The following is a 21532-nucleotide window of genomic DNA, read 5'->3' as shown; positions in this document are numbered from 1 at the left end:
GTGCATCGCTGTAGCCTTAGAGGCCGACGACGCCGCCGTCATTCTTGGTGATCACCACCACTGCCGAGCGCGGGCGCACCGTCGCGGCGACGGTGCCGCCGGCCTGGCTATCCGGCCAGTGGCTGGTCGGCTGTGCCGGGTTGATCGCGCCTTCGCCAGGATGCTGGATGCCGACGAACAGCGTGCGGCCGTCCGGCGTCGAGTCCACGCCGGTGATCTCGCACTCGACCGGGCCGACGAGGAAGCGGCGCAGGTTCGCCCCCGGCGCCGCGCCGATGCGGGTCGCCTGGGTGGCGGTTGCGCCGCCCGCGCCGGTGTTGGTGATCGTACGCGCGCCGCCGTCGCCCACCGTGCCCGGCTGGGCGGCGAGCATCATGCAGTTGGTCACGTCGGTATAGGCGCCGTCGTCGGTCTGCAGCCACATCAGCGGCTTGCCCTGGCCGCCGGCATGGCTCGACCGGGCGAACACCATGCCGTCGGGGCTGGAGAAGTCGTTGCTGTCATCGAGCGACGAGAGGTTGATGTTGGTCTTGTCCAGGTCCGTCCCGGCACCGAAGGCATAGATGTCCCAGGTGAAGCTGGTCGCCTCGGTGTCGGCTTCCTTCATGCGGATGACATGGCCGTTGGGATTGCCATATTGCGCCGATTGCGACGGGCCCTTCGGATCGTTGTAATGGCGCGGATTGGCCGCGTCGGTGCCGTTCAGCGGCCGGCCGGCAGCGGTGTTGTTGGTGAGCGTCACATAGATCTCGCCGGTGACCGGGTTGACCGCGGTCCATTCCGGACGGTCCATCGGCGTTGCGCCGACCGCATCTGCGGCGAGGCGGGCGTTGACCAGCACGTCGGCCTGGTCGGCAAAGGCATAGGTGGCGTTGCTGCCGTCGATGCCGTTCTGGCCGAACACCAGCGGCATCCAGCTGCCGGTCCCGTCGGCGGCGAACTTGGCGACGTACAGCGTGCCGGCGTCCATATACTTGTCGCCCATCGCCAAGCGATCGGTGGCATTGGCATCGGCTGCGACCCACGCCGTCGCCGAGACGAACTTGTAGATATATTCGCGACGCGAATCGTCGCCCATGTACCAGGCCGGCTTCTTGCCGACGGCGAACGCGCCGGGCCAACAGCCTTCATGGCCGAGACGGCCGAGCGCGGTGCGCTTGCGCGGGGTCGAGGCCGGCGCATAGGGATCGATCTCGACCACCCAGCCGAACTGGTTCGGCTCGTTGCGGAAGTCGTCGGTGGCAGTGCCCGTGCCGGCGCGTGCGTCCCAGCGGCGGAACAGCGTGTTGGCCGAGTCGCTGGCGACGACGGTCGCCCAGCCATAGTTGCCGCTGCTGCTGGTAACGCCATAGCGGCTGAGCGCGGTCTGCTCCTTGGTCGAGCGGTTGGCAGTGTCGCCGCTGCGCAGGAAATAGCCGGCCCAATTCTCTTCGCAGGTGATCGCGGTGCCCCAGGGCGTGGTGCCGTTGGCGCAGTTGTTGATCGTGCCGCGTCCCGCCACGCCGGTGGGCGAAAAGACCGTCTTGAGCAGGTTCGATCCCTTGGCCGGGCCGCTGAACGCCATCGGGGTCGCCGGGGTGATGCGGCGGTTGTACGACGAATCCTGCTTCACGCTCCAGGCGCGGCCGGTGCCTTCGCTCAGTTCGGTGATCGAGACTCCGTGGCAGTCGATTTCCTTCTGCGCCTCGGCCTCGGGGCGAACGCCGCCGGGGGCGGTGGCGCCGCTCACGTGCAAGTACTGCTGGTTGATGTTCTCGTGGTTCTGCACGAGCAGGCCGCGCGTGGAGCTGGTCGCGTCGCGGGCGGTGCCGTCGGCGCTAAGGCCGTACCACCAGAGCGCGTCGCCATGGTCGCCGATGCGCTGGGCGAAATTGGTGTCGGTACCGTCGTTCTTATAGGCCGGGACGCCGGCGGCGATCGGATCACCGGTGCGGTTGATCACGCCCACGGTATAGCCGGCGGGCACGGTGACGACGTCCAGCTTGTTCTTGGCGACCGCAGTGAAGCCCAGCGCCGGCGGGGCGACGGTCACGCTGGTCTCGGCGGACGAAGTCTGGCCGCGCGAATCCACGGCGGCGAAACGGAAGCGGAACTCGGTCGAGGCGGTGACCGCCGGGGCAAGGAAGCTCGCCGTGTTGGTCGTGGCGTTGGCGAGGGTGACCTGGGGGCCGGCGATCTGAGTCCAGGCGACGCTGCCGATCTGCTTGTCGTCGGTGGCGTTACCGGTCAGCGTAACCATCCGCCCCGCCGAGGTCGTGATTGCCGATCCTGCCGAGACGGTGGGGGCGGTATCGCTCCCGAAATTCTTGTCGTCGCACGCCGCCAGCAGCGAGCCGCCCATCGTCGCGGCGACGATCGCGCTCGAGCCACGCAGCAGCGTCCGGCGCGAATAGCGCTGGTCGGCGAGTTCGTTGAGCGTTACGGCGTCGCTGCGATTGGTGTCCACATCGCCGTCGCTATAGCCGAACGGCGACTCGGTCAGGTCGGTCATCGGATTCCCCTCTGTTGCCGGGCGTGGGCATCCCGGTTCGCGACCGTCCATGGGGATCTCGCGTGAAACGGTGATGCCTTTTGCGTGACGGATCGAAGGCCACATGGCGGCGATCATGTGACACTTGCCAAGGTGGCATCCGAAGCTAAGCGCAGCCGGATGACCCAGGATGCCGCAACCAGCGATCCCTCGCCGCCGCCGAGCCTTGTCGCGCGTCTGGGCGCCTGGGCGCGCCACCGGCGTAGCCTGGGGCGCAGGGCCGATCCCGATGCGCCGGAAGCTGCCGGTCGCCGCTGGGTGACCCCGGTACTGGCGGCGCTGATCGCGGCAGGCCCGCTCGCCACGCTTACGGGTGCCATGCTGCTGGCGAACGCCGTGGAGCGGGAGACGACGCGGTTGGAAGCGACGCAGGCGCCGCGCCGTATCACCGAGCAGCGACGCGAGGCAGCGCACGGGGTGCTTGCTGCCGCGATGCTGCGGCCCGGGCCGGCGGCGCTGCTCGACGGCGTGGCGGCGGCCCTGCCTGCCGATGCGGCGTTGGTGCGGGCCGAGCGTGGCGCGGACGGGGCGCTGGCGCTGGAAGTATCGGTCAGCGATCCCGACGCGCTGCGCAGCGCGTTGCGACGGGTGCCTGCCCTGGCCGGGTTGCGCGATGTCCGGCAGCAGGAAGGTGAGGGGCGGACGCTCGTGCTGCTGCGACAGGTCGCGCCATGAGCCGTCGGCCGATCCTCTGGGGGGTGCTGATCGGGCTGCTGCTCGCCGCGCTGCTCGCGCCCTGGACCGGGACCGCGCTCGGACGCCTTGCCAAGGCACGCGCCGCACGGGCTGCTGTCGTCGCGAGCATGGCGACGGCGCCAGCGGGTGCCCCTGTTCTAAAGCCTGACTTCGCCTTCTCGCAGGCTGATGCCAGCGCGGCGATCCGCGCCCGCGTCGAGCGATTGGCGCATGGCGGCGGGGTGCTGGTCGAAGCGCTTGCGCCGACGGCGGCCCCGCCGCCGCTGGTAATGGTGCAGCTCCGCGTCTCGGGCCCCGAAAAGGCGGTGCTCGCGCTTGCCGATGCGATCGAGCGCGAGCGGCCGCTGCTCCGTTTCCGCAGCTGGCGCGTCGAGCCGGCCGAAGGCGGTGGCGTGCGCCTCAGCGGCGTGCTGGTGGGAGCGGTGCGATGATCCCGCGCGCGCAGCTTCTGGCCTTAGGAGCGGCGGCGCTGGTGGCCGTTGCGCTGCCGATCGCGCTGCTGCAGCCGGGCGCGACGCGCACAATCCGGACGTCGCACGCTCTGCCGCCGCTGAGCGCACCCGCCGAACCGCCACTCACCCATGTCTTCGACCGGCCGCTGTTCACCGCGCCCACAACGGAGAGCGAAACGCTCCCCGCCGATGCGCCGCAGCTGACCGGCATCGTCGGCCGGCTGGGCAGCGATGCGGTCGCGCTGGTCCGCACTGCGCAGGGCAGCAGCCGCAGTCTCGCGATCGGCGACAGCGTCGATGGCTGGCGGCTCGAATCGCTGTCGATCGATGCAGCGCTGTTCAGCCGGGGCGGGCAGCGGGCGCGGGTGCCGCTGCCCACCGCCGATCCCGAGCCGACGGCTCAATAGATCCCGTCGATCTCCACCTTCAGCCGTGCCGGCGGCGGCGCCAGCAGCAGGCTGTTGCGCTTGGCATTCTCCGCTTCGTCGGCGCGCAGCCGGGCATAGCGATCCTTGGCGGCCGCGCTCGCATCGGCGCCGTCGCGCAGGATCGTGGGCTTGAGGAAGATGAACAGCGTGCGCTTCTGGTGCTGTTCCCGGCGTCCCTTGAACAACTCGCCGATCAGCGGGATGTTGCCCAGCACCGGCACCTGCTGGCGCACGTCCTGATAGTCGTCGCTGGTCAGCCCGCCGAGCACGATGGTCGAGCCGTTGTCGGCGAGCACCGTGGTGTTGATCGCGCGCTTGTTGGTGATCAGGTCGCTCGCCCGCGACACCGTGGTGCTGGCGATCGACGAGGCTTCCTGGTTCACCTGCAGGCGGATGGTGTCGCCGGCATTGATCCGCGGCAGCACCCGCAGGGTGATGCCCACATCCTTGCGCTCGATCGTGTTGTACGGCGTCGCCGCGCTCGAGTTGGTGAGGATCGAGCCGGTGACGAACGGCACGTTCTGGCCCGCGATGAACTCGCCGGCGACATTGTCCAGCACGGTGATCTGCGGCGTCGACAGCAGGTTCGCGCGGGTCGAGGTGCCGAGCGCCTGCAGCAGCACCGAGAAATTGTCGCCAATCTTGAAATTGCCGGTCAGCCCGCTTGCGCCCGTGCCGAGCAGCGAGCCTGCGGGCACGCCCAGCGCGGTGAGGATCGCGCCGAGCGAGGCGCCGCCGGAATCGAACGAGGTGCCGGCACCCGTCACCCGGTCGAGCACCGCGCCGCTGGTGCCGATCTGCACCGCCAGCTGCTCGGCATCGTCGCCGGTGATCTCGGCGATCGCGGCTTCGATGAGCACCTGTGGACGACGCACATCGAGATCGCGGACCAGAGGCTCGATCGAGGCGATTGCGCTCGGCGCTCCGCGCACCACAATGGCGTTGAGCTCGGGCGCCGGCTGTACCGTCAGGTCGGGAGTCGCGAAGCCCTTGGGCGTCTGCGGCTTGGTCGACTGCATCATCGGCGTCGTGGTGCCGGTCGCCGCCTGTACGCCCGTGCCGGTAGGCAGCGAGGAACCTGGTGTGCCGTTCGACATGCCGGTGGCGCCGCTTGCCAGGGCGCTTTGGCTCGACAGCCGCGCGAACGGGTTGGTGCCGGTGTTCGACAGGCTGTTGGCCACCGGATTGTCGGTGCTGTCGCCCAAGCCCAGTACGCCGCGCAGCACGTCGGTCACCGTCTCCGCATCAGCATAGTTGAGCCGGAACATGCGGGTGATCGGCGTCGAGCCGCCCGGCAGATCGAGCGAGGCAACGATACGCCGGCCTTCGGTGATTGAGGCGGGAGTGCCGCGCAGGATCACCGTGTTGCTGCGCTCGTCCGCCGCGACGCGGGTGCCTCCACCCTGGTCGCCGCCCAGCACGTTCTGCACTGCCTGCGCGACCGCAGGCGCGCTGCCGTTCTTGAGCGCGATCGCCGCGAACGTCGCGCCGCCGCCGCCGTCCAGCTGGCGGATGATCGATTCGATCCGGCGGACATTGTCTGCATAGTCGGTGATGACGACCGCGTTCGGCGCGGTGATCGGCTCGACGCTGCCGAAGCTTGCCACCAGCGGGCGGGCGATGCGCGCGGCATCGGCCGGGGGCACGTTGGAGAGGCGGACCATCCGCGTCATCAGTTCCTGCCCGGCGATGCCGCGCGCGGGCAGGCCGCCGTCGCGAACCGCATTGGCGGCTGGAACAATGCGCCAGGCGCGGCCCGAGCGGACCGCCGCATAGCCGTTGGCACGCAGCACCGACTGGAACAGATCCCACACCCCGTTCGGCGTCAGCGGGCTCGACGAGGTGACGGTCACCACGCCCTTCACCGCCGGATCGAGGATCAGCGTACGGCCCGTGATCCGCGAGATCTGGTCGGCGACGTCGGCGATCTCCACCCCGCGCATGTTGATCACCACATCGGCGGCGTCCTGCGGCGCAGCGGCGGTTTGGGCGGCGACCAGCACCGGATCCAGGAGCATCGGCGCAAGCGCGAGGCAGGCGAGGGCGGGGCGAATCTTCACGCGGTTTTCTCTCATCTAACGCAGCGGGACGGTGAGCGAGATCCGCCGTCCGTCGCGCAATATCTGGATCTGGGCCGAGCCGGCGGCCTGCGCGGCGGCGAAGGCGGCGTTGGCCGCCTGGGTGTCGGTCATCTGGGTCCCGTTGACCGAGGTGATCACGTCGCCCGGCTGCATCCCCGGCGGCCCGTTGGCGCCGATGCGGAAGCCGTCGGCGGCCTGGGTGGCGCCGAGCTTCTGCAGCGCGGCGGCGCTGTTGCCCGGCAGTTCGGGCGGCGGCTGGACGCCGGGGCCGGCACCCGGCGGGGGCGCCTGGCCCGCGGGCGCCGCAGCGGCGGCCTGGCGCTGCTCGGGCGACAGGCTGGGATCGGGGAAGGCGAGGAACTCGCGGCGGCCGCCATTGTCGAACAGCACCCGGTCGCGCTGGATCGCGGCGATGGTCGCGCCTTCGACTTGCTGGCCGACGCGAAATCCGGTGGCGGGCGCGCCGCTCACCGCAATGAAGGCAGTCGAAAGCTCGGCCGGGATCGCCGCGACGATCCCCTTCAGCTCCAGCGGCAGCGAGGTCGGCTGCGGCGCATCGACGACCATTGGCTTGCCGAACGGCGCGAGCGCGATCGCCGGCGCCATGTCCGGCGCGACGGCGGGGCCGCTGCGGCCCGAGGGCACGGTGATCGCGCCGGTGCCGGCATGGCCCGCGATCCGCCAGGTGAGCCCGGCGAGCGCCACGGCGACCGAGACGACTATCGCGCCGGTCAGCAGATCGAGCGCGGTGCGGGTCTGGCGCGGGGTGAGGGCGAGGCGGGTCATCCCTTGCGTCCGTCCACGAAGCCGTCGAGCGATGCAAGCGGCGTCTTCTCGGCGAGCGGAAACACGTTGATGCGAACGCGCACGATTTCCGGATCCTGGGTGCTGCGCTTGTCGACCGCAATGCGCCAGCGTTCGCCCAGCATCTCTACCTGCGGTTCGCCGGCGATACCGGCCTCCAGCTCCGCGAGGCGATTCTCCGCCACCCACATCGCGGCGGCGCGGCGCTCGACCCCGCGGGTCGAATCGATATGCGTCTGCACCGTGCGCATCAGTCCCACCGTGGCGATGGCGAGCACCGCCAGCGCGACCAGCGCCTCGATCAGCGAGAAGCCCCGGTCGTCGCTCATCGGGGTTTCGTCGGCACTGGCGTCGGGGCGGGGAGGGCACTGGCGGTCAGCCCGTCATAGCGGACCAGCCAGCGCTGGCTGCCATTGTCGATCGATGCGGCCATCGGCTTGCCCGATCCATCGACGCCGAGCACCACCGGCGGGCGGGTGTCGAGCGTCAGGGTGATGCCGCCGGGCAGGGTGTGCGGGGCAAGCGCGCCGTCCGTACGTGCCGCCATCCGGCCGTTCGCCCCGATCGTCGCAAAGCCATAGCCGTGCTTCTCGGCGGTGAAGGCGACCAGCCGATCGCCGAGCATCGCGTCGTCGGCAGCTGCCTGCAGCCGCGACGCGAGGCGGCGCGCTTCCGATTCGACGCTCGGCTTGCGCGTGGCCGCGCCGATCCCCAGCGTCACCGCGCCGGCGGCAACCCCGATGATCGCGAGGACAATCAGCATCTCGATCAGCGTCATGCCCGCCTGGGAGGCGCGACGCGCAACGCTGCCGGCCCTCCCGGCTGACATCAGCCCTTGCCTTCGATGTCGGCGTCGACGCCTTCGCCGCCGGGCTTGCCGTCCTTGCCGAACGAGCGGATCGTGAAGCCGCCGCCTTCGGACTTGTACTCGTACGGCTTGCCCCAGGCGTCGAGCGGCGGCGCGGAAAGATAGCCGCCCTGCGCCCAGTTCGCCGGCACCGGCGGGATGGTGGGCTTCTCGACCAGCGCCTTCAGGCCCTGCTCGGTGGTGGGGTAATCGCCATTGTCGAGGCGGTACATCTTCAGCGCGCCCTCGATGCTGGAGATGTTGCCCTTGGTGGTGGTCACCCGCGCCTCGTCGGGGCGGTTGATCACGTTGGCGGTGATGAGACCCGCGACCACGGCGATGATCACGAGGACGATGAGCATCTCGATCAGCGTCAGCCCGGCTTCGTGCTCGCCTACTGGCAAGAGCTTGCGCGGGGCGCGCTGCGATGCGATGTCACAAAATGGTTTCAAACTTATGCGCATCCCTGCCTCATGCGTCCCACCCATGAAGCTTCTGTGACACACGGCGCCCGAACGCCGGACCTGCCGCCGCCGCACGCCGGGGGTGTGTGGACGCTGGCGGGCGACCGCCTGATCATAGTCTCCGCCGAGGGACCCGCAACCATCCTCGTGCCGACGGAGCGGGTGCGGCTGCTCGCCATCGACCTGCCGTTGCCGAATCGCGCTAGGCGACTGGCGGCGCTGCCCTTCGCGATCGAGGACCAGGTCGCCGAGCCGATCGAATCGCTTCACCTGGCGCTCGGCGCCCGGACTGCGCCGACCGATGCGGCCCATCGCTACTTGGTGGGCGTTGTGCGCGCCGAGGCCATGGCCGAGTGGGTTGCGCTGGCCGAGGCGAAGGGCCTGGGCGCGGCGCCGATGGTTCCCGACGTGCTGCTGCTGCCGCGTCCGGTGGAGGGCTGGGCGGTGGAAGTACGCGACGGCCGTGCGCTGGTACTCGCCGCCGACGGCACCGGCTTTGCGCTGCCCGCGGCCTTGCTCGGTTCGGCGTGGGAAGCGGCTGGGCGGCCGCGCATCCACCATCTGGGCGAGCCGCTCGGCGGCGATTTGGAAGTGCACGCCACGACACCCGATCTGCGCGACAACGAGGCGCGGGCGGAGGTTGCCGTGGCCGAGCTCGATCTCCGGCAGGGTGGCTTTGCGGCGCGGCGGGAAAGGGTGTCGAGCGGCTGGCGACGGCTCGGCTGGATCCTCGGCATCGGTGTGGCGGCGCACGTGCTGATCGCCGGTGGGGATGCGCTAATGCTACGCGTTATCGCAGATCGAAGGGCGGCGGAGACCCGTGCACTGGTCTCGGTGGCGGCACCAGGTAGCGATCTGACCGGCGATCTCAAGGCGAAGGTGACCGACCTGCTGCCGACCGGCGGGGCACGCGCTCCCGATCGCTTCGTGCCGCTGCTGGCGCGGCTGTCGTCCGCGCTCAATCCGCTCGCGGGGAGCATCGCAGTGCGCGCGATACGCTACGAAGGCAGCGTGCTGACGATGGAGTGCGACCCCGGTGCGCCCGATCTCGCGGCGCGGATTGCCGAGGCGCTGCGCGCCGGCCGCATCCAGGGGCAGGCGACGGCCTCGCCAGACGGCTCGATCCGTATTACGGCGAGCGCGGCATGAGCGATTTCCTCCGCACCCAGCTGCCGACGCTCGACGCCGGCCTGTCCCGCACCCATGGCTGGTGGCAGGCGCGCAGCCCGCGCGAGCGGGCGATGCTGGCAGGGCTCGCCGCCTTCCTCGCGGTGATCGTGCTGGTGTACGGGGTGGTGAAGCCGATCCAGGGCGCCCGCGCCTCGGCGCTCGCCGATATCCGCACCTATGAGACGCTCAACGCCCGTATCCGCGCAGCCGGCTCGCTCAGCTCGGTCAAGCCGCAGCGGCGCACCGGCGCGCCCGAGGTAATCGCCACCCAGTCCGCCGGCGCGTTCGGCGTCGCGCTGACCACCGCCCCGATCGCAGGCGGGGTGCGCGCGAGCGTGGCGGATGCGAGCTATGACTCGCTCGTCCACTGGCTGGCCGACGTGACCACGACCAGTGACTTGCGCATCCGCAGCGTCACTTTGCAGCGACTTGGTGTGCCGGGCCATGTCTCCGCCACCGTGGAGCTCAGCCAATGATCCTCGACGTGCCGACCCTGCCCTACAGCTTCGCCCGCCGCCACGGCGTGCTGCTGCGCGAGACGCCCGCGGGCATCGAATGCGTCCACCGCGCCGATGCGCCGCTCGACGGGCTGCTCGAAGTGCAGCGGCTGGCACCCGGCGCGCGCTTCGTCCGGCTGGAAGGCGCGGCCTTCGATACCGCGCTCGGCCAGGCCTATGGCGGGGCAGGGGGCGCCGCCGCCGATATCGACCTCGGCGACATGGATCTGGCCGCGCTCGCCGACAGCGCGGCGAGCGTCGACGACCTGCTCGACACGCGCGACGACGCACCGGTGATCCGCCTGATCAACGCGCTGCTGCTGGAGGCGGTGAAGGAAGGCGCGTCGGACGTGCATGTCGAGACGCAGGAGAAGCGCCTCGTCGTCCGCTTCCGCGTCGACGGCGTGCTGCGCGACATGATCGAGCCGCCCCGCGCGCTGGCGCCGCTGCTGGTAAGCCGCATCAAGGTGATGGCCAAGCTCGACATCGCCGAGCGGCGCGTGCCGCAGGACGGCCGCGTGACGCTGCGCATCGGCGGGCACGACGTCGACGCGCGCGTCTCGACCATCCCGACCCAGCATGGCGAGCGGGTGGTGCTGCGTCTGCTGGAGAAGGGCTCGCTCAAGCTCGACCTGTCCGGCCTCGGCATGAGCGAGCGCGACCAGGCGGTGTTCGGCCGGCTGCTCGAGCGGCCGCACGGCATCCTGCTCGTCACCGGGCCGACCGGCTCGGGCAAGACGACGACGCTCTACACCGCGCTGACCCGGCTCAACGACCGCAAGCGCAATGTGATGACGGTCGAGGACCCGATCGAATATGAGCTGCCCGGCGTCGCGCAGACGCAGGTCAACCCGCGGACGGACATGACCTTCGCCCGCGGCCTGCGCGCCATCCTGCGCCAGGACCCCGATGTGATCATGGTCGGCGAGATCCGCGATCAGGAGACCGCGCAGGTGGCGGTCCGCTCGGCGATGACCGGGCATTTCGTGCTGTCGACGCTGCACACTAACAGCGCGGTGGGATCGGTGACCCGGCTGATCGACATGGGGGTGGAGCGCTATCTGCTTGCGCCGATGGTGGTCGGGCTGTGTGCCCAACGGCTGGTGCGGCGGCTGTGCCCGAGCTGCCGGCGCGAGGACGTGGCGAGCGAGGCGGACTCGCTGCTGCTCGGCGGCGCGTTGCCCGTGGGGGCGCCGGTATGGCGCGCGGTCGGCTGCGACCAGTGCCATGACGAAGGCTATCGAGGGCGCGCGGGGCTGTACGAGGTCGTCGCGGTGGACGACGCGTTTCAGAAGCTGGTCCACGACGGCGCCAGCGAGGCGGAGATCGAACGCCATGCGCGGGCCGACAACCCCAGCCTGCTTCAGGACGGCGTTGCCAAGCTCCAGGCCGGGGTGACCACGGTAGAAGAAGTCGCCCGCGTCGTGAGGGACGAGGCGTGAGGGCACCCCAGATCCTCCCCGGAACGGGGAGGCGGACCATGCAAAGCATGGTGGAGGGGGGTATCCCCACCGGACTCGCTCGTGGAAGCCCCCCTCCACCCCGCGGCTGCGCCGCGCGGTCCCCCTCCCCGTGCCGGGGAGGAATGTAGATGCCCGCTTTCGCCTATCGCGCGGCCGACCGCACCGGTGCCGCCAAGCGCGGCGTGATCGAGGCCTCCAGCCCCGCCGCCGCCCGCGCGCTGCTGCGCGAGCAGGCGCTGCTGCCGCTTTCGGTCGAACCCGCCGCCGAGCGCGGCCGTTCGATCGGGTCGATCACCTTGCCCCGCTTCGGCCGCAGCGGGGTGAGCGCCCGCGCGCTTGCCACCGTCACCCGGCAGATTTCGACATTGGTCGGCTCGGACATTGCGATCGAGGAGGCGCTGCGCCTCGTCGCCAGCCAGTCGGAGCAGCCGGCGGTCAGCTCGCTGCTGCTCGACGTGCGCGGCGCGATCCTCGACGGGCGCAGCTTCGCGGCCGCACTGACCCAGCACCCCAAGGCCTTCCCCGAATTCTACCGCGCCTCGGTGGCGGCGGGCGAAGCCTCGGGGCGGCTGACCGACGTGCTCAATCACCTCGCCGAGTTCGTCGAGAACCGCCAGGCCAACGGCCAGAAGCTGCAACTGGCGCTGCTCTACCCGGCGCTGCTGGCGCTGGTGTCGTTCGGCATGATGGTGTTGCTGATGGTCTATGTCGTGCCGGACATCGTGAAGGTGTTCGTCTCGCGCGGGGCCGACCTGCCGCTGCTGACGCGTGCGCTGATTGCAATCAGTGCATTTCTGCAGGGCTTCGGGCTGTATCTGTTGATCGCGATCGGGCTCGGCATCATCGGGTTCGGGCGCTGGCTGCGGATGCCGGCCAACCGGCTGCGCGTCCACCGCTTCTTCGCCGAGCGGCGCCCGTTCCGCCGCTTCAGCCGCCAGATGAACGCCGCGCGCTTCGCCGGCAGCCTCGCGACGCTGGTGGGCAGCGCGGTGCCGCTGGTCGAGGCGCTGCATGCCGCCGCCGCGGTGACGCCCAACCATTTCGTCCGCGAGAAGGCGCTCGGTGTGGCGATGCGGGTGCGCGAGGGCATCAGCCTGCGCGCGGCGATGCAGGAGGCGGAGATCTTCCCCTCGATGCTGGTTGCGATCGTCGCCTCGGGCGAAAGCTCGGGCAAACTCGCGCCAGCGCTCGGCCGCGCCTCGGGCGAACTGGAGCGCGAGCTGGATGCGCTGGTCTCCACGCTGGTCGCGCTGGTCGAGCCGCTGGTGCTGCTGGTGATGGGCGGGCTGGTGCTGTTGATGGTGCTCGCGATCCTGCTGCCGATCATCAACCTGAACAACCTGGTGGGGGTGTGAGCCAAAAGCCCTCTCCCGCAGGGGGAGCTTTTAGGTCACATCTTCCCCTGAATCCTGGCCCCGCCCGGCAGGCCCACGAAGGGCAGCGCTGCCGCGCCGTCCTTGCTCATGCCGAGGTCGAGCATCCCGTCCTCGCCCAGCACCGCGTCCAGCAACAGCTGCCGGCGCTGTGTCGCGGGGGTCAGGCGGATGGTCGTGCGCGGGCCGACATGCTCCGCGGTCAGCAGCAGCGCCGGCACGGCCGCCGAACCTCCGCCCGCCTTGGGGCGGCAGCTGCCCGGGTCGGTGGTCACCTTGCCGTCCATCATCTGGCTGCCACCACGCACCGCGATCCGCGCCATCTCGACCTGCATCACCAGCTGGCAGGTGAAGGGCAGGTCGGGCTGGATCGCCTGGAGCAGGCTGGCATCCGCCGCGCCGCTCACATGGTCCAGCACCGTCCGCCCGCCCAGATGGACCAGCGCGCGGCCGCCGAGATCGGTATCCGGTCCGCTCGCCTTCCAGTCCGCCGCCAGCCCCAGGCTGGTCAGCGAGCGGAGCGGCGCCAGCTGCCATTCCAGCTTGCTGCCCCCGGCCACGCCCACTTCGCCGTTCCAGATCGTCCCCGCCACGCCGCTGCGCCACGGCACGTTTCGGACGAGCAGGCTCGCCGGTGCGGTGGCCAGCATCGCCAGCGCATAGGCCCCTATGCCCAAGCCGGCGAAGAGGATAAGACGCCGCCGTGCCTCACTCGCTGAATCCGGAGTTCGCAATGGACCGTCGGTCCCTGCTGCGGCTGTTGCCCTCGGGCCTCGTCCTATCCGCGGCATCGCTATCCTCCAACGCATGGGCGGGCGAGAAGAAGGACAAGCGTCCGATCGCCCTGTTGCTCCCGCTCGACGGACCGCGAGCAGGGCTGGGCCGTAGCATGCAGCAGGCGGCGTTGCTCGCGGAAAACGCCGACTATGTTCTGGCCTTCGATACCGGCGGCACCGCGGAGGGTGCCGCGCGCGCCGCCGCCGAGGCGCTGCGCCGCCATCCCGCGCTGATCCTCGGCCCGCTCACCGCCGCCGAAGTGCCCGCCGTCGGCAGCACGGTGGCGAACCGCGTGCCCATCATTTCCTTCAGCAACGATTCGGTGCTGCGCCAGCCCGGCGTGTGGATCTTCGGGATCACCGCCGCGCAGGTGACCAGCGCGGTGCTCCGCTATGCGCGGACGCGCGGCGTGCGATCGGTGGTGATGATCGACGACGGCTCGCCCTGGTGCGCCGCCGCCAGCCTCGCCGCGGGGCGCATGGAGAGCGAGATCGGCCTGTCCTTACGCGTCCTTCAGGTGAAGCCGGGCGAGCCGCTGCCCCAGGCGGGCGACGCCCCCGATGCGGTGCTGCTGCCGGGGAGCGGCGAGGGCGTGCTCGCCGCCGCGCGGGCGCTGAAGGGGAGCGGTGTGCAGCTGCTCGGCACGCTGCAGGGGCTCGACAACCGGCCGGATGCGCTGGAGGCGCTCGACGGTGCCTGGCTGGCTTGCCCGGATCCGGGCGCCTTTTCCTCCTTCGCCCAGGCCTTTGCCGCCAAGAATGGCGGCGATCCGGGCACGATCACCGCGCTGGCCTATGATGCGGCCGGCGTCGCCAACAAGCTGCGCGAGGCCAATGCGCTGAACATGAATGGGCTGGTCGACGCCAAGGGCTTTCACGGTGTCACCGGGCCGGTGCGCTTCCGCACCGACGGATCGGTGGCGCGCGACTTCGCGATCGTGGTCGCCTCGCGCGAGGGCTATGCCAGCGTGGCGGTGAGTTCGGGCTCGTGACCAGACGGCCCGAAGCCGGCGAGTCCGGCTTCACGCTGATCGAATTGATGATCTCGCTCGGCCTGTTCGCGCTGATCGCGGTCGCGGGGTTGGCCCTGGTCGACGGCATCCTGCGGGTGAACGGGCGCACCGAGGCGCGACTGGACCGGCTCGCGGCGCTCCAGCGGACGATGTTCGTGCTGACCAGCGATCTCGACCAAGTGGCGAGCGGGCCGATCGAGGGGCGGGGTGATCAGCTCTCCTTCGTGCGCAGCGCCCCCGGTACCGGCGGCACGGCGACCACGGTGCGCTATGCGCTGGCGGGCGGAACGCTGGTCCGCGCCGCGCCCGCGCCGCAACTGCTGCTGCCGGGCGTGGTCACCGCCCGGTGGCGCTTCTGGGACGGCGCCTGGATCGATCGCTGGCCGGTGGACGACAGCAAAGAGGCCAAGGCCCGCTGGCCGCGCGCGATCGCGCTCGACGTGCAGGCGGCAGGCCCGGGTGGCACCCCGGTGGCGCTCCACCGGGTAGTGACCCTGCCGCTCCGCGCCCAGGAGCCGCAGCCGCAATGAGCCGTCGTCCGATCCGCGACGACGAGCGCGGGATGATCCTGGTCAACGTGCTGATGTTCGTGGCGATCGCCAGCGGTCTGGTGCTGCTGATGATCGATCGCGAGGAACTGGCGCTCGATCGCGGGCTGCGCATGCGCGAGGCGGCGCGGGCGCAGGCGGTCGTGCGCGGCGGCGAGCTTTCCGCGCTGGTCGCGCTGCGCCGCGACGGCGAGATCGCGCCCGATGTCGATCATGCCCGCGAGCCCTGGGCCAAGCTCGCTGCCACCGCAGCGCCGATCGAAGGGGGTACCTTCGACCTCACGATCGGGGACGCCGAGGGGCGGTTCAACATCAATTCGGTACGCAGCGGCGAGGCGGGCGCGGTGGTGTTGCTCCAGGACATCGCCAACGAGATCGAGATGCCGCCCGAACAGGTGGTCGCCGCTATCCAGTATGTCCGCCTGCAGGGGCCGGTGACCGACCTGCGCCCGCTGCGGCTCGCAGGGCTCGATCCCAAGGTAGCGGACCGGCTGGAGAAGGTGGTGACCGCGCTGCCCGGCATCACCACGATCAACCTCAACGCCGCCGAGCCCGAACTGATGGCGATGCTGTTCAAGGATCCGCTGGTCGCCGGCAGGCTGGTGCAAGTGCGCGCGCGCCAGGGCTTCCTGACGCTCAAGGATCTCGACGACCAGCATGCGACGCTTCCCTGGGGCACCTCGTTCAAGTCGAGCAGCTTCTGGGTGCGCACCCGCGCGACAATCGGCGGCACCGCGCAGCAGGAGGCGACGCTGATCCAGCGGCGCCGGACCAAGGACGGCAAGCTGGAAACGGTGCCGGTCGAGCGCTGGCGCAACGCTGCGGTGCCGCCCGGCGTGCCGGCCTTCGGTACCGGCCGTTGAGATTGCCCGGCTTTTCTGGTCTGATCGCCGCGATGATGCGAGCGGGTTTCCCATGGTGCTGATGCGATGGTTCGGTCGCGGCGAGATCCGCCGCTGGCGCGACCTGCACGTCGCGATGGCGCGCGCGGTGCTGCAGCAGGCGGCGGCCGATCTGGTCGAGAGCTTCGATGCCGATCTCTCCCAGGCCGATTGGCGCGATGGACTGATCGAGCAGACCCGCTTCGTCGCGACGCGGATCGCCCCCGTCGTGCGCCAGGTTGCCGATCCTTTGGCGCGACGGGTGATCGAGGAGGCCGATCGCGCGCTGGCGCCGATCGCCTTGCACCATCTCCAATGGCAGCCGATGCCGGTCGACGCCAATCTGATGCGCGACATGATGGAGGAACTGGGCGATTGGGCAGCCGCGGGCGGCGCCGCGCTCACCGGCCTGGTACGGGGCGCAGCGACAGGACTGCCGATCGCAGGTGGCCTTGCGCGGGGCGGGCCGGCGAGCGACTGGATGCGGCTGCGTGCCGAGGCGAGGTTGCGGGCGAAGGTCCATGCCTATGTTCATGCGACGGTGGTGCAGGGGCCCAAGGGGCGGCCGGCGCTGCTCGAGCATGTTGTGGCTCTATTGCATGACACCGCACGTCACGCGCAGCCGCTCTGACCGTCAGGCGGTGATCCCGGTTACCGTTGCTCGGAGTAGATTTGCGGCGTCCTGCGGGGCGAGGCGCACCTGCAATCCGCGTTGCCCGCCATTTATAAAGACATAGGGCTCGCTGACAGCGGTTTCCTCGATCACCGCCGGCAGCGCCTTCACCTGCCCAAACGGGCTGATGCCGCCGACCTTGTAGCCGGAGAGGCGTTCGGCGTCCGCCGGCTTCATCATTTCGGCCGATTTGCCGCCGATCGCGGCGGCGAGCTTCTTCATCGCCACCTGCCGGTCCGAGGGCAGGATGGCGAGCACCGGCTTGCCGTCGACCTTGGCCATAAGCGTCTTGAGCACGCGCGCGGGCGGCTCGCCCAGCGCTTCGGCCGCCTGGAGCCCGATCGCGTCGGCGTCCGGGTCATAGGCATAGATGTGTACGGTGAAGGCGATCTTCGCCGTTTCGAGCATCCGCGTGGCGCGGGTGGCCTTGGACATGGTTTTGCTCCCCGATCACGGCTCGGTGGCATGTGCGCGACCTACGTGCAAGCCCTGGGGCGTGATGAAGTCCTTGTTAACGCTTGCCGCCTAGCGTGCCGAGAGGTTCGGCAAAGATGGGCGGAGGTGGGCATGGGCCTGCTGGGGATGGCATTGTTCGCAGCGGTTGCGGGAAGCTCGCCGGCGGCGGCGCCGCGCGTCGCGATCATCGACAGCGGCGTGGCGGAAACGCCCGAGCTCCACGGCAAGCTGATCGCCGAATACGACATGGCGGGCGCCGACCGCCCCGCCTTCCGCCCGCGCTACGACCATGGCACGATGGTCGCCACCATCCTCAGCCGCGCGGCGGCGGGCGAGGTGGCGATCGTGTCGCTGCGGATCGACGACCCCGCCGGCTGCCGACCGGGCGCCAATCCGCCTTGCCAGCCAAGCGCCGCGCCGATCGTCGCGGCGATCCGCAAGGCGATCGAGTTAAAGGTGGACGCGATCAACATCTCGCTCGCGCTGGCCGACGATCCCGCGATCACCGCCGCCGTCCACGATGCCGCGTCGGCAGGCATCACCGTGGTGCTGGCGGCAGGTAACAACGGGCTGTCGCATCCGGGCAACCTCGCCATGGCGCGGCAGGGCTTTCCCAATGCGGTGCTGGTCGGCGCGCTCGACGCCGCCGGGCAGCCCTGGACAGGTACCAACCGGCCGGAGCCGCAGGCGCAGGGCTATCTCTATGTCTGGCAGCGCGGCGTCGACGTGCCGACCACGCTGGCCGATGGCCGCGCGGTGACCGGCACCGGCACCTCCTTCGCCGCGCCGATCGAGACCGCGCGGCGGATCGCCAACCACCGCCGCCGCACCGCCTGAAATTTTCGGAAACAAAGCCGTTATTGCGGAACTTTGAGGATCGGGTATGGTTCCGGCCCAGGAGAGGCTGGAACGTAAACATACGCCAGGTCTGTCCTCGCTGCGGGTAAACCGTGGCGGGAACATGCGATAATGGAAAAACAAGTATGTATATAAGTTTGCTTGTCGCGATGCTGGTAGCAGCACCGCAAGCCGGAGAGGGTGTCGAAGGCCGCTGGAAGACCCAGACGCGCAACGCGATCGTCGAGATCCAGCGCTGCGGTCCTTCGATCTGTGGGCGGATTCTTACCTCGGATGCGCTGCGCACCAACCCCGATCTGCGCGATACCAAGAATTCGAACGCACAGTTGCGCAACCGCCAGCTCAAGGGGCTGCAGATACTGGGCGGCTTCACCGCCGATGGCGCGAACTGGAGCGGCGGCAAGATCTACAATGCCGAGGACGGCAAGACCTATAGCGCCGACATCACCCTGGCGGGTGCCGATCAGCTCAAGCTGCGCGGCTGCGTGTTCAAGCCCTTCTGCCGTACCCAGACCTGGATCCGGGTTCGCTGACGCCGCGCCATGGCGCCGTTTTCGAATCCCAGTAGCGTGAGAAAAACCATGAAGAAACTGCACCTCCTCCTCACCGCCGGTACCACGCTGGCGGCCAGCGCCGGCTTTGCGGGCGCTGCCCATGCCCAGGCCTTCTATCTGCAGGAACAGTCGGCGCGCGGTGCCGGTCGCGCCTTTTCGGGCGAAGTCGCCGATACCGGGGCTGCCTCGCTGTGGTGGAACCCCGCCGCAATCGCGGATGTCGAGCGGACCGAAGTCAATCTCAACGCCTCGGCGATCCTGCCGCACGGCGATGTGGTGGATACCGGCACGCGGATCCAGCGCCCGGGTGGCCAGCCCTTCACCGCGATCGGCGGGGACAGCACCAGCCGCAACCCGATCAACAACGGCGTATTGCCCTCGGGCGCGGTAGCCCTGCCGCTCGGTCACCGCGTAGCGCTGGGCCTTGCGGTGACGTCGCCGTACAGCTTCACCACAGATTATGCGTCGAGCAGCTGGGCCCGCTACAGCGCCGATCGTACCAGCCTGCGCACCGTCGACATCCAGCCCTCGATCGCGATTTCGGTAACCGACTGGCTGCGCGTCGGCGCGGCGGCCAATGTCGAATATACCGATGCCACGCTCAGTAACGCGCTGCCCAACGTCGCCGCAAGTTTCGGCGATGGTCGCCAGGAACTGAAGGGTGACGGCTGGGATGTGGGCTGGAGTGCCGGTTTCCAGATGCACAGCGACCGCGTGACCGCGGGCTTCAGCTACAAGTCTGCCATCCGCCACAAGCTGAAAGGCGACCTGACGGTAAGCGGGCTGGTCGGGCCGCTTCAGAGGAGCAACGTGGCGCTGTCGAACGTGGAGGCGGACTTCTACACGCCCGCCCAGGAGATTGCCGGCCTCCGCTGGCGCGCGACCGACAGGCTGACCCTCAACGGCCAGGTGGTGCACTATAACTGGGACAAGTTCGACGCGATCCGTCTCGGTGCGCCGCTCAACCAGGCGATCCCGGAGAATTACCGCGAGAGCTGGAGCTATGCCGGTGGCGTCGACTATATGGTCTCGCAGGCGCTGACGCTGCGCGCGGGCGTGCAGCGGGCGACCACGCCGACCCAGAACGGCCAGCGCGATGCGCGCGTGCCCGATTCCAATCGCTGGAATTTCGGCGCGGGCGGCTCCTATGCGGTCACGCGGAACATCGTGCTCGACGCGGCGGCCAACTATGTCGACTTTGCCGATGCATCGATCGACAAGGCGACGATCGCGGCGGGTTCGACGATCCTGACGCAAGGCCAACTGCGCAATGCGCGGGCGTTCGTCTTCTCGCTGGGCGGCCGCGTCCAGTTCTGACGGGTTGATCAGGGTAGTAAGTGCGACGCCGTCGGCCCAGGGCCGGCGGCGTTCGCATTTTTAGCCCCTCCTCCTTAGAGAAGGGGTTTGGGGGTGGAGGGATTCCAGAACGCGGGTTGTTCTCGGTGAGACACAGCCCCACCCCAAACCCCTCCCCTGAAGGGGAGGGGCTTAAGGTTAGCCAAAACCCCGGACTATCGCCCGCGCCCGCGAACACCTATCCCGAGCGACCCGCATCGAAACCAATTATTAAGGATGTTCCCGTGACCGACCTCGAGTCCCCCGATCGCCTGACCGAGGCCCGTACTGCGCTCGCCGAGGCGATGGCGCTGCACGAGCAGGGGGATCTGGAGGCGGCCGAGCGGCGCTATCGCGCGGCGCTCGCGCATTGCTATCGCGCGGTGGAGATCCTACCACTGCTGGCCGGCCTGCTCGGGCGGCTCTCGCGCCCCGAGGATGCGCTGGTCGCGTGGGACGAGCTGCTCGCGATCGAACCCGATCACGCCGTCGCGCTGCACGAAAAGGGGCTGACGCTCCACTGGCTGGGCCGCAGCGATCAGGCCATCGCGCCGCTGGAGCGTGCCTGTGCGCTTGATCCGGACAACCCCACCGCACTGGGCAACCTGGCGGTGGTGCTGGCCGATGTCGGCCGCAATCTGGAGGCGCTGCGGCTCTTCCGCCGCGCGCTCGCGCTCCAGCCGGAAAATCTGCACCTGCAGCACCAGGTTCGGCGCCTGGGCTCGGGCGCGGTGCCCTTCTGGCATATCCCGATGATGAACGACGTGCCCCGCAACGATGCGTTTGAGGCGGCGATCAAGGCAGCGCTCGCGGTCGCCGGGCCCGATGCGCGGGTGCTCGACATCGGTGCGGGCAGCGGCTTGCTCTCGCTGATGGCGGCGCGGGCAGGGGCGCGGAAGGTCGTTGCCTGCGAGATGGAGCCGCTGATCGCTGAGATGGCGCAGACCATCGTCGCGCAGAACGGCTATGCGGACCGCATCACCGTCCATGCCAAGCCATCGACCGAGCTCGCCATCGGCGCCGAGCTCGATGCGCCGGCGGACATCCTTGTCTCCGAAATCCTGTCGAGTGATCTGCTGACCGAGAAGGTGCTCGACACCTTCGAGGACGCGCATCGCCGCCTGCTCGCGCCCGACGCCATCGTCATCCCGCGCGCTGCCACGGCGGTGGGCTGCCTCGTCGCCAGCGACACGCTCGCCGAGTACGCCTTTGTCGGTGACGTGTCCGGATTCGACCTCTCCGCCTTCACCGCCTTCGCGCCCCAGCGCCTGCCGATCCACGGCACGATGACCGGCTGGCAGCGGCTATCCGACGATCTGGAGCTGGTGCGGCTGGACCTGACCGAGAAGAAGCACGACGCGACGCTCGCGCGGCTGCGCATCCCCGTCACCGCGACCGGACGCGCGATCGGCATCGTCCAATGGATGCACATCGATCTGTGGGACGGGGTGACCTTCGACAACCACCCGAACAGCTATCATGACGGCGGCTGGCTGCAGGTGCTGCACAGCTTTCCCGCGCCGATCGAGGTGACCGCGGGCGAGACGCTCGACATCGCCGTCGGCCATGACCGGATCACGCTGATCCTGATTCCGCTGGAAAGCGGCTGAGGCGCGCGGCCCGGCGTTCGATC

Annotated in this window: 23 protein-coding genes; 15 read left to right on the top strand and 8 right to left on the bottom strand. The window is 69.7% G+C overall.

What is annotated here, in order from left to right; all coding sequences use genetic code 11:
- Nucleotides 1–16: 16 nt before the first annotated feature.
- A complete protein-coding gene (locus tag ABIC35_RS01470; RefSeq protein ID WP_121078518.1) occupies nt 17–2491 on the bottom strand; it encodes a PhoX family protein in 2475 nt (824 codons plus the stop codon).
- 117 nt (nt 2492–2608) lie between these two features.
- On the opposite strand from ABIC35_RS01470, the gene ABIC35_RS01465 reads away from it, so the two are divergent.
- From ABIC35_RS01465 to ABIC35_RS01455, 3 genes are read left to right on the top strand one after another with little or no spacing between them, the layout of a single operon-like run.
- A complete protein-coding gene (locus tag ABIC35_RS01465; protein WP_354278177.1) occupies nt 2609–3205 on the top strand; it encodes a hypothetical protein in 597 nt (198 codons plus the stop codon).
- Nucleotides 3202–3657, top strand: coding sequence for a hypothetical protein (locus ABIC35_RS01460; RefSeq protein ID WP_121078514.1), 456 nt, complete (start codon nt 3202–3204; stop codon nt 3655–3657). Before ABIC35_RS01465 ends, ABIC35_RS01460 begins: the two co-directional genes overlap by 4 nt.
- Nucleotides 3654–4085 carry a hypothetical protein gene (locus ABIC35_RS01455; protein WP_121078512.1) on the top strand — a complete coding sequence of 144 codons (432 nt, stop codon included), beginning with the start codon at nt 3654–3656 and terminating at the stop codon, nt 4083–4085. The genes ABIC35_RS01460 and ABIC35_RS01455 overlap by 4 nt, the downstream gene beginning before the upstream one ends.
- Here the strand turns inward: ABIC35_RS01455 and gspD are convergent.
- The 5 genes from gspD to gspG are packed head-to-tail and all read right to left on the bottom strand — an operon-like array spanning nt 4079 to nt 8242.
- Nucleotides 4079–6166, bottom strand: a complete 2088-nt coding sequence (gene gspD / locus ABIC35_RS01450) for a type II secretion system secretin GspD (RefSeq protein ID WP_354278176.1) — start codon at nt 6164–6166, stop codon at nt 4079–4081. The two genes, ABIC35_RS01455 and gspD, sit on opposite strands and share 7 nt — an antisense overlap.
- A 15-nt stretch (nt 6167–6181) precedes the next feature.
- Complete coding sequence (locus ABIC35_RS01445) at nt 6182–6973, bottom strand: type II secretion system protein N (RefSeq protein WP_121078510.1); 792 nt, start codon at nt 6971–6973, stop codon at nt 6182–6184.
- On the bottom strand, nt 6970–7320 hold the full coding sequence (gspI, locus tag ABIC35_RS01440) for a type II secretion system minor pseudopilin GspI (RefSeq protein ID WP_121078508.1): 351 nt from the start codon (nt 7318–7320) through the stop codon (nt 6970–6972). The genes ABIC35_RS01445 and gspI overlap by 4 nt, the downstream gene beginning before the upstream one ends.
- Nucleotides 7317–7820 (bottom strand): GspH/FimT family pseudopilin, encoded by a 504-nt coding sequence (locus ABIC35_RS01435; protein ID WP_121078507.1) that lies wholly within the window; start codon nt 7818–7820, stop codon nt 7317–7319. The genes gspI and ABIC35_RS01435 overlap by 4 nt, the downstream gene beginning before the upstream one ends.
- The gene (gspG, locus tag ABIC35_RS01430; RefSeq protein WP_220667369.1) at nt 7820–8242 is read right to left on the bottom strand and encodes a type II secretion system major pseudopilin GspG; all 423 of its coding nucleotides are present in this window, start codon (nt 8240–8242) and stop codon (nt 7820–7822) included. The genes ABIC35_RS01435 and gspG overlap by 1 nt, the downstream gene beginning before the upstream one ends.
- Nucleotides 8243–8335: 93 nt before the next feature.
- On the opposite strand from gspG, the gene gspL reads away from it, so the two are divergent.
- From gspL to ABIC35_RS01410, 4 genes are all read left to right on the top strand, one after another.
- Nucleotides 8336–9451, top strand: coding sequence for a type II secretion system protein GspL (gene gspL / locus ABIC35_RS01425; RefSeq protein WP_121078503.1), 1116 nt, complete (start codon nt 8336–8338; stop codon nt 9449–9451).
- Nucleotides 9448–9948 carry a type II secretion system protein GspM gene (gspM, locus tag ABIC35_RS01420; RefSeq protein ID WP_121078501.1) on the top strand — a complete coding sequence of 167 codons (501 nt, stop codon included), beginning with the start codon at nt 9448–9450 and terminating at the stop codon, nt 9946–9948. Before gspL ends, gspM begins: the two co-directional genes overlap by 4 nt.
- Entirely contained in the window at nt 9945–11411 is a 1467-nt protein-coding gene (locus ABIC35_RS01415) for a GspE/PulE family protein (RefSeq protein ID WP_121078499.1), read from the top strand. Before gspM ends, ABIC35_RS01415 begins: the two co-directional genes overlap by 4 nt.
- 149 nt (nt 11412–11560) lie before the next feature.
- Nucleotides 11561–12787: a type II secretion system F family protein gene (locus ABIC35_RS01410; RefSeq protein ID WP_121078497.1), complete on the top strand. Its 1227-nt coding sequence runs from the start codon at nt 11561–11563 to the stop codon at nt 12785–12787.
- A gap of 35 nt (nt 12788–12822) precedes the next feature.
- On the opposite strand, the gene gspN is transcribed toward ABIC35_RS01410, so the two are convergent.
- Complete coding sequence (gene gspN, locus ABIC35_RS01405; RefSeq protein ID WP_121078495.1) at nt 12823–13455, bottom strand: type II secretion system protein N; 633 nt, start codon at nt 13453–13455, stop codon at nt 12823–12825.
- 83 nt (nt 13456–13538) lie between these two features.
- Here gspN and ABIC35_RS01400 point away from each other — a divergent pair, with 83 nt between their 5' ends.
- From ABIC35_RS01400 to ABIC35_RS01385, 4 genes are read left to right on the top strand one after another with little or no spacing between them, the layout of a single operon-like run.
- On the top strand, nt 13539–14573 hold the full coding sequence (locus tag ABIC35_RS01400; RefSeq protein WP_121078493.1) for an ABC transporter substrate-binding protein: 1035 nt from the start codon (nt 13539–13541) through the stop codon (nt 14571–14573).
- On the top strand, nt 14570–15124 hold the full coding sequence (locus ABIC35_RS01395) for a type II secretion system protein GspJ (RefSeq protein WP_121078491.1): 555 nt from the start codon (nt 14570–14572) through the stop codon (nt 15122–15124). The genes ABIC35_RS01400 and ABIC35_RS01395 overlap by 4 nt, the downstream gene beginning before the upstream one ends.
- Nucleotides 15121–16005, top strand: coding sequence for a general secretion pathway protein GspK (locus ABIC35_RS01390; protein WP_121078489.1), 885 nt, complete (start codon nt 15121–15123; stop codon nt 16003–16005). Before ABIC35_RS01395 ends, ABIC35_RS01390 begins: the two co-directional genes overlap by 4 nt.
- Nucleotides 16006–16057: 52 nt before the next feature.
- Nucleotides 16058–16654, top strand: coding sequence for a hypothetical protein (locus tag ABIC35_RS01385; RefSeq protein WP_121078487.1), 597 nt, complete (start codon nt 16058–16060; stop codon nt 16652–16654).
- A gap of 3 nt (nt 16655–16657) precedes the next feature.
- On the opposite strand, the gene ybaK is transcribed toward ABIC35_RS01385, so the two are convergent.
- On the bottom strand, nt 16658–17131 hold the full coding sequence (gene ybaK, locus ABIC35_RS01380; RefSeq protein WP_121078485.1) for a Cys-tRNA(Pro) deacylase: 474 nt from the start codon (nt 17129–17131) through the stop codon (nt 16658–16660).
- Nucleotides 17132–17263: 132 nt separating this feature from the next.
- Between ybaK and ABIC35_RS01375 the strand changes: the two genes are divergently transcribed.
- The 4 genes from ABIC35_RS01375 (at nt 17264) to ABIC35_RS01360 (ending at nt 21509) form a co-directional block, all read left to right on the top strand.
- Nucleotides 17264–17989, top strand: coding sequence for a S8 family peptidase (locus tag ABIC35_RS01375; RefSeq protein ID WP_183049441.1), 726 nt, complete (start codon nt 17264–17266; stop codon nt 17987–17989).
- Nucleotides 17990–18135: 146 nt separating this feature from the next.
- Nucleotides 18136–18543, top strand: coding sequence for a DUF2147 domain-containing protein (locus ABIC35_RS01370; protein WP_121078481.1), 408 nt, complete (start codon nt 18136–18138; stop codon nt 18541–18543).
- 48 nt (nt 18544–18591) lie between these two features.
- Nucleotides 18592–19881: an OmpP1/FadL family transporter gene (locus ABIC35_RS01365; RefSeq protein ID WP_121078479.1), complete on the top strand. Its 1290-nt coding sequence runs from the start codon at nt 18592–18594 to the stop codon at nt 19879–19881.
- A gap of 263 nt (nt 19882–20144) precedes the next feature.
- Entirely contained in the window at nt 20145–21509 is a 1365-nt protein-coding gene (locus ABIC35_RS01360) for a tetratricopeptide repeat protein (RefSeq protein ID WP_121078477.1), read from the top strand.
- Nucleotides 21510–21532 lie beyond the last annotated feature (23 nt).

This window comes from Sphingomonas trueperi, from assembly GCF_040545965.1.
Lineage (GTDB): Bacteria > Pseudomonadota > Alphaproteobacteria > Sphingomonadales > Sphingomonadaceae > Sphingomonas > Sphingomonas trueperi_C.
The sequence above is the reverse complement of the archived record's forward strand: the minus strand, read 5'-3'. Positions and strand labels throughout refer to the sequence as shown.